A 14,291-nucleotide genomic window follows, 5' to 3' on the forward strand; every position below is an offset into this window, starting at 1 on the left:
CGTCATCTCTACTCCGGGGTAACTGGATCTGCCGCATCAGGTCTGGTTCCCAAACACACAAACGGGGCAGAAAGGTGTGGTGTGCATCACCTCACATCCGGGCGGCGTGCCTGGAGTTGCGGCGACACGGCCCGGAAAGTCACCGTTTCGGCGGTCTGAACGGCCGGGTACTTGCGCGATCCGCCCCGCCCGTGTGGACTACGGCCAATGCTTCGCGCACGCGCGTGGCTGAGACATTCACCGAAACAAGATCAGGAGGCAACCCGTGAGCGCGACCGCGGACCACGCGGAGGAGCGGACTAGCCCTGCCGTCAGGCTGGGATTCCAGCCCGAGCAGGTGGTCCAGGAGATCGGCTACGACGACGACGTAGACCAGGAACTCCGCGAGGCCATTGAGGAAGTCATCGGCAGTGATCTCGTGGACGAGGAATACGACGACGTCGCCGACGCCGTTGTCCTGTGGTTCCGCGACGACGACGGCGACCTGACCGACGTACTGGTGGATGCCATCACGTACATCGAGGAGGGCGGCTCGATCCTGCTGCTGACCCCGAAGACCGGCCGGGACGGCTACGTGGAGCCGAGCGACATCTCCGAAGCCGCGACGACGGCGGGGCTGTCCGCGTCGAAGAGCGTCAGTGTGGGCAAGGACTGGAGCGGCAGCCGGCTGGTGACTCCGAAGGCGGCCAAGTCCAAGAGGTGATCCTCCGCAGACGCCGGACGGGCCGACTCCGGTCGGCCCGTCCGTGACCCCCGGTGACCCGCTGCGTAGGGTGTTCACTCACCCGAACAGCCCCACCGAAGGGACATGAAGGCGATGGCGATCCAGGTCGGCGACAAGGCCCCCGGCTTCGAGCTCAAGGACAACCACGGCCGGACCGTTCGGCTGTCCGACTTCCGCGGCCACCAGAACGTGGTGCTGCTCTTCTACCCCTTCGCCTTCACCGGCGTGTGCACCGGCGAACTGTGCGAGCTGCGCGACAACCTGCCGCAGTTCTCCGACCGCGAGACCCAGCTGCTCGCGGTGTCCAACGACTCCATCCACACCCTGCGCGTCTTCGCCGAGCAGGAGGGCCTGGAGTACCCGCTGCTGTCCGACTTCTGGCCGCACGGCGCCACCTCGCGCGCCTACGGGGTCTTCGACGAGGACAAGGGCTGCGCGGTGCGCGGGACCTTCGTCATCGACAAGGAGGGCGTGGTGCGCTGGACGGTCGTCAACGGCCTGCCGGACGCCCGCGACCTGAACGAGTACGTCAAGGCGCTCGACACCCTGTGATTCTTCGGCTCCAAGCCCTGCGTAGGGCGGGAACCCGTCACTAGGATCGAATCGTTGATCCGATATCCGACGCACGGCGGGGCTCCCCGCCCCTGGACATCATTGGAGGACTCGTGGGAGTCAGCCTCAGCAAGGGCGGCAACGTATCACTGACCAAGGAGGCCCCTGGCCTGACCGCGGTCATCGTCGGTCTGGGGTGGGACGTCCGCACCACCACCGGCACCGACTTCGACCTCGACGCCAGCGCCATCCTGACGAACGCCGAGGGCAAGGTCAGCAGCGACGCCAACTTCGTCTTCTTCAACAACCTCAAGAGCCCGGACGGCTCGGTGGAGCACACCGGCGACAACGTCACGGGTGAGGGCGAGGGCGACGACGAGCAGATCAAGATCAACCTGGCCGGTGTCCCGGCCGACGTGGAGAAGATCGTCTTCCCGGTCTCGATCTACGACGCCGAGAACCGCCAGCAGTCCTTCGGCCAGGTCCGCAACGCGTTCATCCGCGTCGTGAACCAGGCGGGCGAGGCGGAGATCGCCCGCTACGACCTCTCCGAGGACGCCTCCACGGAGACCGCCATGGTCTTCGGCGAGCTGTACCGGCACGGCGCGGAGTGGAAGTTCCGTGCCATCGGCCAGGGGTACGCCTCGGGCCTGCGCGGCATCGCGCAGGACTTCGGCGTCAACGTCTGAGCCCGAGCACCGCACCGTCCGGCGCCGCACCCCGCGTGCGGCGCCGGACGCGCAGGACAACCCAGGTAGGTACGTCTCGGGGAGGGACCAGCAGCATGGGCGTCACGCTTGCCAAGGGAGGCAATGTCTCCCTGTCCAAGGCCGCTCCGAACCTCACGCAGGTGATGGTCGGGCTCGGCTGGGACGCGCGCTCCACCACCGGAGCCGCCTTCGACCTCGACGCCAGCGCACTGCTGTGCAACGGCGGGCGGGTGCTGGGCGACGAGTGGTTCGTGTTCTACAACCAGCTCAAGAGCCCGGACGGCTCGGTGGAGCACACCGGCGACAACCTCACCGGCGAGGGCGAGGGCGACGACGAGTCGCTCCTGGTCGACCTGGTCAAGGTGCCGGCCCACTGCGACAAGATCGTCTTCCCCGTCTCGATCCACGACGCGGACGCGCGGGGCCAGACGTTCGGGCAGGTCAGCAACGCCTTCATCCGGGTCGTCAACCAGGCCGACGGCCAGGAACTCGCACGCTACGACCTGAGCGAGGACGCCTCCACCGAAACCGCCATGATCTTCGGCGAGCTCTACCGCTACCAGGGCGAGTGGAAGTTCCGGGCCGTAGGGCAGGGGTACGCGTCGGGGCTGCGGGGCATCGCTCTAGACTTCGGAGTCAACGTTTCGTAAAGCCGAGTACGGCGCGGGGGAGACCCGTACCTACGGATTGGGTAGCCAGTGCTTCTGAAAACCTTCGGCTGGTCGTTCGCGATCACCGCGCTCGGCCTGGTCGCAGCGGTCCTCTACGGGGGGTGGGAAGCCTTCGGCATCGTGGCTATCCTCACCGTTCTGGAGATCTCGCTGTCGTTCGACAACGCGGTGGTCAACGCCGGAATCCTGAAGAAGATGAGTGCCTTCTGGCAGAAGATCTTCCTCACGGTCGGCGTCCTCATCGCCGTGTTCGGCATGCGACTGGTCTTTCCCGTCGTCATCGTGGCCATCAGCGCCAAGATCGGTCCGATCGACGCGGTCGACCTCGCGCTGAACGACAAGGACAAGTACCAGCAGCTCGTCACCGACGCCCACCCGTCGATCGCGGCCTTCGGTGGCATGTTCCTGCTGATGATCTTCCTCGACTTCATCTTCGAGGACCGGGACATCAAGTGGCTGGCCTGGCTGGAGCGGCCGCTGGCCAAGCTCGGCAAGGTCGACATGCTGTCGGTCTGCATCGCCCTGATCGTCCTGCTGGTCACGTCCTTCACCTTCGCCACCCACGCCCACCAGCACGGCGGCGTCCACGTGGACAAGGCGCAGACGGTCCTGATCTCCGGCATCGCCGGCCTGATCACGTACATGATCGTCGGCGGTCTCTCCGGCTACTTCGAGGACCGGCTCGAGGAGGAGGAGGAACGCGAGCACGAGGAGGAGGAAGAGGCCGCGCGCAGCGGCAAGGAGCGCTCGGCGGTCACCCTCGCCGGCAAGGCCGCGTTCTTCATGTTCCTCTACCTGGAGGTCCTGGACGCGTCGTTCTCCTTCGACGGCGTGATCGGCGCCTTCGCCATCACCAACGACATCGTCCTGATGGCCCTGGGCCTCGGCATCGGCGCGATGTACGTCCGGTCGCTCACCGTCTACCTGGTCCGCCAGGGCACCCTCGACGACTACGTCTACCTGGAGCACGGCGCGCACTACGCGATCGGCGCGCTGGCCGTGATCCTCATGGTCACGATCCAGTACCAGATCAACGAGGTCATCACCGGCCTCGTCGGCGTGGTGCTGATCGCCTGGTCCTTCTGGTCGTCGGTGCGCCGCAACAACGCACTGGCGGCGGCCGAGGGAAAAGCGACGGGCTCGGCCGAGAAGACTGAGGTCTCGGTCTAGGAGCCGCTTCCCGGTGTGAACCGGGCTTCAGTGCGGAACGCTCTGAGCGGGGCGGCCGGCGAGGAGAAGTCCCGCGCCGGCCGCCCCGCCGGGGTTTTCAACGGGACGGTGGGGGCGGGCATGGGTTTTCTTGACGGGCTCTGGCGTGGCCGCGAGGCCGACTTCGACACGGGCAGCGCGGCGAGCAACGCGATAGAACTGACCAAGCGGCACCACCAGGTGTCCCTCACGAAGCAGGGCGCGGCCACCGGGCACCTGCGCGTCAACCTGAACTGGCGGATGCGCACGTCCGACATCGGCGGCTCACCGCGGGAGAGCCTGCTGCGGCATCCCTTCAAGGCGCTCAAGCCCCCCGAGGTCATCGGGCACAGCCAGAGCATGGTCAACGTCGACCTCGACCTCGGCTGCCTGTACGAGCTGGTGGACGGAACCAAGGGCGTCGTCCAGCCGCTCGGCGGCTACCTGGGCGAGATCAACGCGCCGCCGTTCGTCAAGCTCAGCGGCGACGACCGGTTCGGTTCGGCGTCCGGCGAGACGATGTACGTCAACCTCGACCACCGCGACCAGATCAAGCGGCTGCTGGTCTTCGTCTACATCTACGACCAGACACCCGCCTTCGACCGCACCCACGCCGTCGTCACGCTCTACCCGAGCAACGGCCCCCGGATCGAGATCGGCCTCGACGAACGCCACCCCCAGGCCCGCTCCTGCGCGGTCGTCATGATCGAGAACGTCAAGGGGGAACTGGTCGTGCGGCGCGAGGTGAAGTTCGTGTACGGGTTCCAGGCGGAACTGGACCGGCTGTACGGCTGGGGCCTGCAGTGGGGCCGCGGCTACAAGGCCAAGGCGGACCGCTGACACCGGGTCCCGGGCGGCCGGGGTGCTGAGCTGTAGGACCGCGGGCTGTCGGGTCCCGGGCGGCCGGGTGCTGAGCCGTCGGACCGCGGGCAGCCGGACTGCGGGCTGCCGGGTGCTGAGCTGCCGGGTCCCGGGCTGCCGGGCCGTGGGGTGTCGGGCCGTGGGTTGTGTGTTGTCGGGTCCCGGGCTGCCGGGCGCCGGTGCCGCTGGACCTCGGGATGCCGGACCCCGGGCAGCCGGATCCCGGGATGCCGGACCCCGGGCTGGGCACCCGAGCCGGTTCCCGGCCGCCCGGCGCCCGGGTAGGGCGACGCGGTCTAGCGGCCGATGAACTGCGGGCCCTGCGGCGGCAGCCGGAAGTCCGGGTTGGCGACCGTCGTCACCGGCTGCGGATAGCCGTACCCCGACTGCGCGGCCGCCGGGGCCGTCGGCTGCGGATAGCCGTACGCCGGCTGCCCCGCGGTCTGGGGATAGCCGTACGCCGGCTGCGTCGGCACCGCCGGCGGCTGCTCGGGGGGCAGCGGACGCGCGGGCTCCGGGGCCGCCCACCGGGGCGGCTGGGCCTCGCCGGGTTCCTCCAGGGCCTCCGACTCGTCGACCGAGATGCCGAAGTCGGTGGCCAGGCCCTTCAGGCCGTTGGAATAGCCCTCACCCAGGGCCCGGAACTTCCAGCCCTCCCCACGGCGGTACAGCTCGCCGCAGATCAGGGCGGTCTCCTCACCCGTCTCCGGCTTGATGTCGAAGCGGGCCAGCGGCTCACCGTCGGCGACGGCGGCGTCGTACAGCAGGATCCGCAGGTCACGCACCCGGTCGAAGGTGACGCCGTCCGCGGAGGCCACCAGCAGGATCTGGCCGACTCCCGACTCGACACCGGCCAGGTCCGTCTGGATCGTGTCGGTCAGGCCCTCGGCGACCCGCTTCTTGCCGAGCCGCCACACCTTCCCGGCGGGATGCCGGGGCTGGTTGTAGAACACGAAGTCCTCGTCGGAGCGCACACGGCCGTCGGGGCCCAGGAGCAGCGCCGAGGCGTCCACATCCGGAACCCCCTGCCCCGGTGTCCAGCGCAGCACGGCGCGCACCGTGGTGGCCTCGAGCGGGACGTTCGACCCTTTCAGCATCGCGTGCGTCATGCGGTCATCCTGCCCTCTCGGTCCTGATCACGACAATGCGGGGTACTCGCATGGTCATGGCCGGGTTACCTGAAATTCATGCCCGGCGGGAACCCCTGACATGGATCCCTACGTACTATTACCGGCCACCTGTGGACAGTCCACAGGGACCGCTCGATCACCACGGGGAGTGCAATGCGTCATTTCGGGCACATCGCCCCGGAGGTGCGGCAGCGCCTGTTCCACCGGGAACCCTGCGAGTTCACCTCGGACTCCCCGGCCCGGCTGCTCGCCGTGGCCCTGGGCGCCACGCTGTACAGCCCGGCCACGCGGCCGAGGCTCGCCGACGACATCGTGAAACAGACGGGCCGCGGCGTGGTCTCGATGGTGCTGTGCCTGGAGGACTCGATCGGCGACGAGGACGTCGTGGACGCCGAGGAGAACCTCGTACGGCAGTTCACGGAACTCGCCGCCGGGCCCGCGACCGACCTGCCGCTGCTGTTCATCCGCGTGCGGGTGCCCGAGCAGATCCCCGACCTCGTCCGGCGCCTCGGCCCCGCCGTCCGGCTGCTGTCCGGATTCGTGCTGCCGAAGTTCACCGAGGAACGCGGCATCCCCTTCCTGGAGGCCATGGCGAACGCCGAGGCGGACAGCGGCCGGCGCCTGTTCGGCATGCCCGTCCTCGAATCGCCCCAGCTGCTGTACCGCGAGTCGCGGGTGGAGACCCTGGAGGGCATCTCCCGCGCCGTCGACAAGTACCGCGACCGGGTGCTCGCGCTGCGCCTGGGCGTGACCGACTTCTGCTCCTCCTACGGACTGCGCCGCGCCCCCGACATGACGGCCTACGACGTCCAGATCGTCGCCTCCGTGATCGCCGACGTGGTGAACATGCTGGGGCGGGCCGACGGCACCGGGTTCACGGTGACCGGGCCGGTATGGGAGTACTTCCGTGTCCAGGAGCGCATGTTCAAGCCGCAGCTGCGCCGCAGCCCCTTCCTGGACGGACAGGCCGAGGAGCTGCGCGAGGCGCTCCTGGAGCACGCCATGGACGGACTGCTGCGCGAGATCTCCCTCGACCGGGCCAACGGCCTGCTCGGCAAGACCTGTATCCACCCCTCCCACGTGCTCCCGGTGCACGCGCTGTCCGTGGTCAGCCACGAGGAGTTCAGCGACGCCCAGGACATCCTGCGGCCGGAACGCTGCGGCGGGGGAGTGCTGAGGTCGGCGTACACGAACAAGATGAACGAGGTGAAACCGCACCGGGCCTGGGCCGAGCGGACCGTGCTCCGTGCCGAGGTCTTCGGCGTGGCCAACGAGGACATCGGCTTCGTGGAGCTCCTCGCGGCCGGAATCCCCGGCTGAGAAACCGCAGAACACCAAGGGACGCATGAACAACGCAGGGAACAACGGGGTCTGGTCGGGCAGCTGGGTCGCCGAGCGGCTCGGAGTCGAGCTCGCCGGCGACGAGGAGCTGACCGGCCTGCTGGGGATGGCGCTGCGCCGCAACCCCAAGCGGGCGCATCTGCTCGTGTCGAACGTGCTCGGCAAACACGTACCGCAGTCACCGTCCGTCGTCTACGGCCACGGGTTCGCGCTCGGCCGCCGGGTACGCGCGCTGCTGGGCGCCGAGCAGGCCCGCGGGGCGGTCGTCCTCGGGTACGCGGAGACCGCCACCGGCCTCGGCCACTCGGTCGCCGACGGAGTGGGCCTGGCGCCCTACCTGCACTCCACGCGCCGGCCGGTGCCGGGCGTGGCCGCGGCGGGCGGCTTCGAGGAGTCCCACTCCCACGCCACCTCGCACCTGCTGCTGCCGGAGGACCCGGCGCTGCTGGTGGGCGACGGCCCGCTGGTGCTGGTCGACGACGAGTTCTCCACCGGGAACACCGTCCTCAACACCATCCGTGACCTGCACGAGCGCTACCCGCGCGGACGGTACGTCGTGGTGGCCCTGGTCGACATGCGCTCGGCGGCCGACGCGGACCGGCTCGGGGACTTCGCGCGGGAGATCGGTGCCCGGGTCGACCTGGTCGCCGCCGCCTCGGGCACCGTACGGCTGCCGGAGGGGGTGCTGGAGAAGGGGCAGGAACTGGTCGCGCGGTACGAACCGGCCGCCGGCCCCGCCGAGCGGTCCCACGGCCGGGTCGCGCGCGTCGAGCTGTGCTGGCCCCGCGGCCTGCCCGACGGCGGACGGCACGGCTTCACCCCCGAGCACCGCGCCCGCCTGGAGGGCGCCCTGCCCGCGATGGCCGCCCGGCTCGCCGAGGCGCTGCCCGCCGGCGCCCGCCGGGTGCTCGTGCTCGGCTTCGAGGAGCTGATGTACGCGCCGCTCAGGCTGGCCCGCGAGCTGGAGCAGGTCACCGACGCCGAGGTCCGCTACTCCACCACCACCCGCTCACCCGTTCTCGCGGTCGACGACCCCGGCTACGCGATACGCAGCCGCATCGTCTTCCCCGCCCACGACGACCCCGCCGACGGCCCCGGCGAGCGCTACGCCTACAACGTCGCCGGCGCCGGCTTCGACGCCGTGGTCGCCGTCGTCGACTCGGCCGCCGACACCCCCGCACTGCACGCGCCGGACGGCCTGCTGTCCCGGCTCGCCGCGCACGCCCCGCACGTCCTGCTCGCGGTCGTGCCCTCGTACGCGCCCGAGCCCCTGTACGTACCCGAAAGGCCCACCATGCTGCCCGAGCCCCTCCGCGGCCCCGCCTTCTCCTCGTATCCACCCGAAGAGGTCGGCTGGCTGCTGCGGGACCTGTCGGACGTGACGCTGGAGGCGCCGACCGAGGAGCGCGAGGAGGCCATCCAGAGCGGCGGCGCGCACTACGCCGAGTCGCTGCCGGTGGAGTACCAGCCCAGCGAGCAGTACCAGGAACTGTTCCACTCGGCGCTGGAGGCGTCCGCGGCACGCATCGCGCAGGCGGTCGGCGCCGTCACCGAACTCGTGCTCACCGAGCGCTCACCCCGGCCGGTGCTGGTGTCGCTGGCCCGCGCGGGCACTCCCGTCGGCGTCCTGATGCGCCGCTGGGCCCGCTTCCGCCACGGCCTGGACCTGCCGCACTACGCCGTGTCGATCGTCCGCGGCCGTGGCATCGACGCCAACGCGCTGCGCTGGCTGGCCGCCCACCACGACCCCGGGGACGTCGTGTTCGTGGACGGCTGGACCGGCAAGGGCGCCATCACCCGCGAACTCGCGGAAGCCGTCAAGGAGTTCGAGGCGTCCGACGGCATCACCGGCTTCGACCCGGAGATCGCCGTACTCGCCGACCCGGGCTCCTGCGTGCGGACCTACGGCACCCGTGAGGACTTCCTCATCCCCTCCGCGTGTCTCAACTCGACCGTCTCCGGACTGATCTCGCGGACGGTGCTGCGCGCGGACCTGGTCGGCCCGAACGACTTCCACGGCGCGAAGTTCTACCGAGAACTCGCCGGCGCCGACGTGTCGGTGCACTTCCTGGACGCCGTGGCCGCCCGCTTCCCGGAGGTCTCGGACACGGTCGACGCGCGGGCCAAGGAGCTGCTGGCGGCCGACCGCGCCCCGACCTGGGAGGGTTGGGCGGCCGTCGAGCGCATCAGCGAGGAGCACGGCATCCACGACGTGAACCTCGTCAAGCCGGGCGTCGGCGAGACCACCCGGGTGCTGCTGCGCCGGGTGCCGTGGAAGATCCTGGCGCGGGCCGGGGCGGGCGCCGACCTGGACCACGTCCGTCTGCTGGCCGCCCAGAGGGGCGTACCGGTGGAAGAGGTCGACGACCTGCCGTACACCTGTGTGGGGCTGATCCACCCCCGTTACACGCGCGGCGCGACCGGCGCCGACGGCAAGGCGGTGACGGTCTGATGCCGGTGCTGGTGGCGAGTGACCTCGACCGCACGCTCATCTACTCCGCGGCGGCCCTGGCGCTGACCATGCCGGACCCGAGAGCGCCCCGGCTGCTGTGCGTGGAGGTCCACGAGAGCCGGCCGCTGTCGTTCATGACGGAAACCTCGGCGGGCCTGCTCACCGAGCTGGGCGACGAGGCGGTGTTCGTGCCGACGACGACCCGCACCCGCAAGCAGTACCAGCGCATCAACCTGCCCGGCCCCGTGCCGACCTACGTGATCTGCGCCAACGGCGGCCATCTGCTCGTGGACGGGGTGTCCGACCCGGACTGGCACGCGCGGGTCGCCGCCCGGCTGGCCGAGGAGTGCGCCCCGCTCGACGAGGTGCGCGCACACCTGGCGGCGACGGCCGACCCGCTCTGGGTGCGCAAGCACCGGATCGCCGAGGACCTCTTCGCCTACCTCGTCGTCGAGCGGGAGCTGCTGCCGGAGGAATGGGTCAAGGAGCTCGCCGTGTGGGCCGAGGGCCGCGGCTGGACTGTGTCGCTGCAGGGCCGCAAGATCTACGCCGTGCCGAAGCCCCTCACCAAGAGCGCGGCCGTGCGGGAGGTCGCCCGCCGTACCGGCGCCGAACTCACCCTCGCCGCCGGTGACTCCCTCCTCGACGCCGACCTGCTGCTCGCGGCGGACCGGGGCTGGCGGCCCGGCCACGGTGAGCTGGCCGACAGCGGCTGGACGGCACCGGCGGTCGGCGCGCTGCCCGAGCGGGGCGTGCTGGCCGGCGAGCGGATCCTGCGCGAGTTCCTGCGGGCGACACGGGACGCGGACCGCGCGGGGCGTGAGGGCCCGTCCGACCTGGGCTGAGCGGGCCGGCCGGGTTCGCCCGGCCGGCCCGGCGGGGGCGAACAGGCCAGACCGGCCCAAGCGGGGGCGTCGGGCACGAAAGCTGAAAATCTGCTGAATAAATCCCGGCCCGTCCGGCCTGTGGCGCGTCAGCCGCAGCAGCCTCCTCCGCAGCACCCGCCCCCGCCGCCGCCCGCGCCGGGCGCCGGTGCGGCGGACGCGGCGGAGCCGCCCACGGCCACCGTGGACAGCAGCTTTACCGTGTCACCATGCCCGGAGGGGCAGGTCGCGGGGTCGGCGGAAGCCGCCATCGGGCGGCTCAGTTCGAAGGTGTCACCGCAGGTCCGGCACCTGTACTCGTAGCGAGGCATGCGCTCAGGTTAACTGCAACGGCAGCCCTGGAGAGTTGCGTGCCTCACAGCATCCGCTTCTGTCCCCACTCCGATCGAACTATTCGAAAAAATCGCTGGTAATTTGTGGATGCCGCGAGGAGGCCGCAGGGCCGGGGGACAACAGGGGGTTCGCAGCCGAGACGTCGGCCGCCGCATCTACCCGCGCGAGCAAGACAAGTGCGGAGGGAGAGGCAGTCGTGACCGAGGCAGGGCAGGGGGAAGGCGCCGAGGGGGGCAGGGAGCCGCACGGCGACCGGTCGGCGTCGCGATGGCCGAGGCGTCGCCATCCGCAGGAGGACGCCCGCATCGAGGCCTCCGCCCCGCCGGAGGCGTCGCCGCCCGCGGACGCGACCATGCAGCTCAACGTCGACGCGCTGCGGGCGAACCCCGCGCTGCGGATGAACCCGGCCGCGTCGATCGAGCCGGCCGATCCGCAGGCGAAGAACGACCCGCAGACGTCGGAGGACGACTCGCGGGCACGGCCCCGCCGACAGGAGTACTCCGACCCGCTGGTGAGGCCCCGCCCGCGCTCGAAGGCCGACCCGCAGACGCAGGCCGGCGCGCAGGCGCAGTCCAACCCGCAGACGCACTCCGACCCGCAGACCAGGCCCCGCCGCCGGGACGAGTCGGACCCGCGGTCGCGGTCCGGCGCCCAGGCCGGCCCCCGCCCGCCGAAGCGGCCGAACCCGCAGGCCGGGTCGCGCCGACAGGCCGAGGCGCCTCCGCAGGCGCCGGCCGACCCGCCGCCCGCCGACGCGACCATGCAGCTCAACGTCGACGCGCTGCGGGCGAACCCTGCCCTGCGGATGAACCCGGCCGAACCGGTCGATCCCCAGGCGACCGATCGCCGGCGGACGAACGTCCCCCCGCGGACGAACATCCCTCCGCAGGCGCAGGCCAAGCGCCGCCCGCAGGGGCGGTCCGAACCGCAGGAACAGCCCGGCGCGCAGGCGAAGCCCCGCCCGTCGGTGGGGCCCCGTCCGCAGCCGAGGTCCGGCGATCCGCTGGCACGGCCCCGCCCGCGGGCGGACGCCGATCCCTCGGTGAGGTCCCGCTCGCAGGAGCCGTCCGGCCCGCAGGCCGGGTCCCGCTCGCAGGAGCAGCCCGACCCGGAGGCCCGGCGCCGGCAGGCCGAGGCGGAGGCGCGGGCGCAGGCCGAAACGCCGCCCCCGGCGGACGCCACCATGCAGCTGAAGGTCGACGCGCTGCGGGCGGATCCGTCGTTGCGGCCGGACTTCGCCGAGCCCGCCGACCCGCCGCCCCCGGCGGACGCCACCATGCAGCTCAAGGTCGACGCGCTGCGGGCGCTCCACACGCCGGAGCCCGGCGGCCGGCAGCCCACCCGGCACAAGACGCCCTCGCCCTCCCTGCGGGTCCGCGTCGCCGCGGCCGTCGGGCCGAGGCTGGACCCGCTGATCACCGGCCTGGCGCCGCTCGCGCACTTCCTGGCGCCGTACGCCCGCAAGCTGCGGCCGCTCTACCCGCGGCCAGGGCGCACCGACTGGCGGCGCTGGGTGCCGTCCTGGCGGCAGTCGGTCGGTGCCGTCCTGGCGTCCGTCGGGCTGAGCAGTCTGCTGCTGGTCGTCGCGTACGCCGCCACGGACATACCGGACAACCTCAACTCGTACGCCACCCAGCAGGACAACGTCTACTTCTGGTCCGACGGGACCCCGATGGCCCGCACCGGCTGGGTGCAGCGGCAGGCGATGCCGCTCAAGGACATACCCGAGGACGTCCGCTGGGCGGTACTGGCCGCGGAGAACGCGAGCTTCTACTCCGACCCCGGCATATCCGTCAGCGGCATCGGCCGCGCCCTGTGGCGCACCGTGGGCGAGGGCGACACCCAGGGCGGCTCCACCATCACCCAGCAGTACGTGAAGAACGTCTACCTGAACCAGAACCGGTCGGTGGGCCGCAAGTTCACGGAGGCGATGATCTCGCTCAAGCTCGACGACAAGATGAGCAAGGACAAGATCCTCGAGGGTTACCTCAACACCAGCTGGTTCGGCCGCGGCACCTACGGCATGCAGCGCGCCGCCCAGGCGTACTACGGCAAGGACGTGAGCGAGCTCAACGTGAGCGAGGCCGCCTTCCTGGCCTCCCTGCTCAAGGGCGCCGGCCTGTACGACCCCGTCCTCAGCAAGGCCAACCACGCGCGGGCCGTCGAACGCTGGTCGTGGATCCTCGACCGCATGGTGGACCTCGGCAAGCTGTCCCCGGCCGAGCGGGCCAAGTACAGGACGTTCCCCGAGCCGCTCAAGCAGTCGCGGACCTACGACACCGGCAAACAGAGCGACTACCTGGTCGAACTCGCCACCCAGTACGCGAAGAAGACCGCCCACATCTCCGACAAGGACTTCGACCTGGGCGGCTACCAGATCTACACCACCTTCGACCGCAAGCGGGAGACCAAGCTCACCGACGCCGTGGCCAAGGCCCGCAAGGCGGCCAGGAAGAGCGACCCGGGCACCGCGAAGACCGCGCACTACGGGGCCTCCTCGGTCTCCGCCGACGGGCGGATACTCGCCGTCTACGGCGGCCCCGACCACCGTACGCAGGGCTACAACGAGTCCAACGCGACCACTGTCCCGGCCGGCTCCGCCTTCCTGCCCTTCGTCTACGCCGCCGCCCTCGACCACGGGGTCACCAAGACCCGCGACGGGACCACCACACCGGTCACCCCGGAGTCGGTCTACGACGGCGACGACAACATCCCGGTCACCACACCCGAAGGCCCCTACTGGGACCGCGCCGGCAAGGTGGTCACCGCCCGCAACGACGGCAAGAAGTCCTGGGGCCGGATCAGTCTGCGCACGGCGCTCGCCCAGTCGGTGAACACCCCGTTCATGCAGCTCGGCATGGACACCGGCCTGGCCAACGTGCGCAAGACAGCGGAGGCGGCCGGTCTCCTGCCCTCCAGCTTCGGGCGGCAGGTGCCCGAACTGTCCATGGGCAGCGCCACCCCCAGCGCGCTGCGCATGGCCAGCGGTTACGCCACCTTCGCCGCGGGCGGCAGGCGCACCGAGCCGTACTCGGTCAGCCGGATCACCCGCAACGGCTCCGGCGTCGCGCTGGACCGGCCGAAACCGGTCCGGGCGATCACCGCCGAGACCGCGGGCGCGGTCACCCAGGCGCTCCGGGACTCCTTCCGCGCCGCGCACCCCGCCGACGCGCCCGCCACCGCGGACGTGGCGGGCAAGACCGGCACCACCCAGGACGACACCGCCGCCTGGTACGTCGGCACGAACAGGTCCGTGTCGACGGCCGTCGTCGTCTACCGGATCGACCTGAGCAAGAGCCTGCAACCCCTGCCGCTGAAGGGCATCGCCGGAACCCCGTCCTCCCCGGCCACGGCTGGAGTGTCGTCCGACGACGTCCCGTACGGAATCTGGTCCGGCGCCATGAGCCCACTCGGCTGACCAGCGACAGCGCACCCGCACCCTCCC

The 14,291-nt window shown here is 71.0% G+C and carries 12 protein-coding genes; 10 read left to right on the top strand and 2 right to left on the bottom strand.

Annotated elements, in window-relative coordinates; all coding sequences use genetic code 11:
* Positions 1-265: 265 nt before the first annotated feature.
* The 6 genes from AC07AZ_RS09125 (at position 266) to AC07AZ_RS09150 (ending at position 4,685) form a co-directional block, all read left to right on the top strand.
* A complete protein-coding gene (locus tag AC07AZ_RS09125; protein ID WP_356043694.1) occupies positions 266-703 on the top strand; it encodes a DUF3052 domain-containing protein in 438 nt (145 codons plus the stop codon).
* Between the two features lie 114 nt (positions 704-817).
* On the top strand, positions 818-1,276 hold the full coding sequence (locus AC07AZ_RS09130; protein WP_478845841.1) for a peroxiredoxin: 459 nt from the start codon (positions 818-820) through the stop codon (positions 1,274-1,276).
* A gap of 113 nt (positions 1,277-1,389) precedes the next feature.
* Positions 1,390-1,965 carry a calcium homeostasis/redox stress adaptation protein gene (locus tag AC07AZ_RS09135; protein ID WP_478845398.1) on the top strand — a complete coding sequence of 192 codons (576 nt, stop codon included), beginning with the start codon at positions 1,390-1,392 and terminating at the stop codon, positions 1,963-1,965.
* 95 nt (positions 1,966-2,060) lie between these two features.
* Positions 2,061-2,636 (top strand): TerD family protein, encoded by a 576-nt coding sequence (locus AC07AZ_RS09140; RefSeq protein WP_356043700.1) that lies wholly within the window; start codon positions 2,061-2,063, stop codon positions 2,634-2,636.
* A 48-nt stretch (positions 2,637-2,684) separates the two neighbouring features.
* On the top strand, positions 2,685-3,827 hold the full coding sequence (locus AC07AZ_RS09145; protein WP_478845400.1) for a DUF475 domain-containing protein: 1,143 nt from the start codon (positions 2,685-2,687) through the stop codon (positions 3,825-3,827).
* Between the two features lie 120 nt (positions 3,828-3,947).
* A complete protein-coding gene (locus tag AC07AZ_RS09150) occupies positions 3,948-4,685 on the top strand; it encodes a TerD family protein (RefSeq protein WP_356043706.1) in 738 nt (245 codons plus the stop codon).
* A 317-nt stretch (positions 4,686-5,002) separates the two neighbouring features.
* Here AC07AZ_RS09150 and AC07AZ_RS09155 read toward each other — a convergent pair whose 3' ends face one another.
* Complete coding sequence (locus tag AC07AZ_RS09155; protein ID WP_478845402.1) at positions 5,003-5,815, bottom strand: TerD family protein; 813 nt, start codon at positions 5,813-5,815, stop codon at positions 5,003-5,005.
* 174 nt (positions 5,816-5,989) lie between these two features.
* Between AC07AZ_RS09155 and AC07AZ_RS09160 the strand changes: the two genes are divergently transcribed.
* From AC07AZ_RS09160 to AC07AZ_RS09170, 3 genes are read left to right on the top strand one after another with little or no spacing between them, the layout of a single operon-like run.
* Positions 5,990-7,156, top strand: coding sequence for an HpcH/HpaI aldolase/citrate lyase family protein (locus AC07AZ_RS09160; RefSeq protein ID WP_478845404.1), 1,167 nt, complete (start codon positions 5,990-5,992; stop codon positions 7,154-7,156).
* 25 nt (positions 7,157-7,181) lie between these two features.
* Positions 7,182-9,629, top strand: a complete 2,448-nt coding sequence (locus AC07AZ_RS09165) for a phosphoribosyltransferase (protein WP_478845406.1) — start codon at positions 7,182-7,184, stop codon at positions 9,627-9,629.
* Positions 9,629-10,474: an HAD family hydrolase gene (locus tag AC07AZ_RS09170; protein WP_478845408.1), complete on the top strand. Its 846-nt coding sequence runs from the start codon at positions 9,629-9,631 to the stop codon at positions 10,472-10,474. Before AC07AZ_RS09165 ends, AC07AZ_RS09170 begins: the two co-directional genes overlap by 1 nt.
* A gap of 128 nt (positions 10,475-10,602) precedes the next feature.
* Here the strand turns inward: AC07AZ_RS09170 and AC07AZ_RS09175 are convergent, their stop codons facing one another.
* The gene (locus AC07AZ_RS09175; protein WP_478845410.1) at positions 10,603-10,824 is read right to left on the bottom strand and encodes an FmdB family zinc ribbon protein; all 222 of its coding nucleotides are present in this window, start codon (positions 10,822-10,824) and stop codon (positions 10,603-10,605) included.
* Between the two features lie 1,298 nt (positions 10,825-12,122).
* On the opposite strand from AC07AZ_RS09175, the gene AC07AZ_RS09180 reads away from it, so the two are divergent.
* On the top strand, positions 12,123-14,264 hold the full coding sequence (locus AC07AZ_RS09180) for a transglycosylase domain-containing protein (protein WP_478845843.1): 2,142 nt from the start codon (positions 12,123-12,125) through the stop codon (positions 14,262-14,264).
* The last annotated feature ends 27 nt before the right edge of the window (positions 14,265-14,291 follow it).

It is taken from the genome of Streptomyces sp. NPDC043878 (genome assembly GCF_056435735.1).

Bases quoted from the DNA above. Each gene is read 5' to 3' on its own strand.
- AC07AZ_RS09130 (WP_478845841.1), top strand. From the start codon at position 818: ATGGCGATCCAGGTCGGCGACAAGGCCCCCGGCTTCGAGCTCAAGGAC.
- AC07AZ_RS09140 (WP_356043700.1), top strand. From the start codon at position 2,061: ATGGGCGTCACGCTTGCCAAGGGAGGCAATGTCTCCCTGTCCAAGGCC.
- AC07AZ_RS09150 (WP_356043706.1), top strand. From the start codon at position 3,948: ATGGGTTTTCTTGACGGGCTCTGGCGTGGCCGCGAGGCCGACTTCGAC.
- AC07AZ_RS09155 (WP_478845402.1), bottom strand. From the start codon at position 5,815: ATGACGCACGCGATGCTGAAAGGGTCGAACGTCCCGCTCGAGGCCACC.
- AC07AZ_RS09160 (WP_478845404.1), top strand. From the start codon at position 5,990: ATGCGTCATTTCGGGCACATCGCCCCGGAGGTGCGGCAGCGCCTGTTC.
- AC07AZ_RS09165 (WP_478845406.1), top strand. From the start codon at position 7,182: ATGAACAACGCAGGGAACAACGGGGTCTGGTCGGGCAGCTGGGTCGCC.
- AC07AZ_RS09170 (WP_478845408.1), top strand. From the start codon at position 9,629: ATGCCGGTGCTGGTGGCGAGTGACCTCGACCGCACGCTCATCTACTCC.
- AC07AZ_RS09175 (WP_478845410.1), bottom strand. From the start codon at position 10,824: ATGCCTCGCTACGAGTACAGGTGCCGGACCTGCGGTGACACCTTCGAA.
- AC07AZ_RS09180 (WP_478845843.1), top strand. From the start codon at position 12,123: ATGCAGCTCAAGGTCGACGCGCTGCGGGCGCTCCACACGCCGGAGCCC.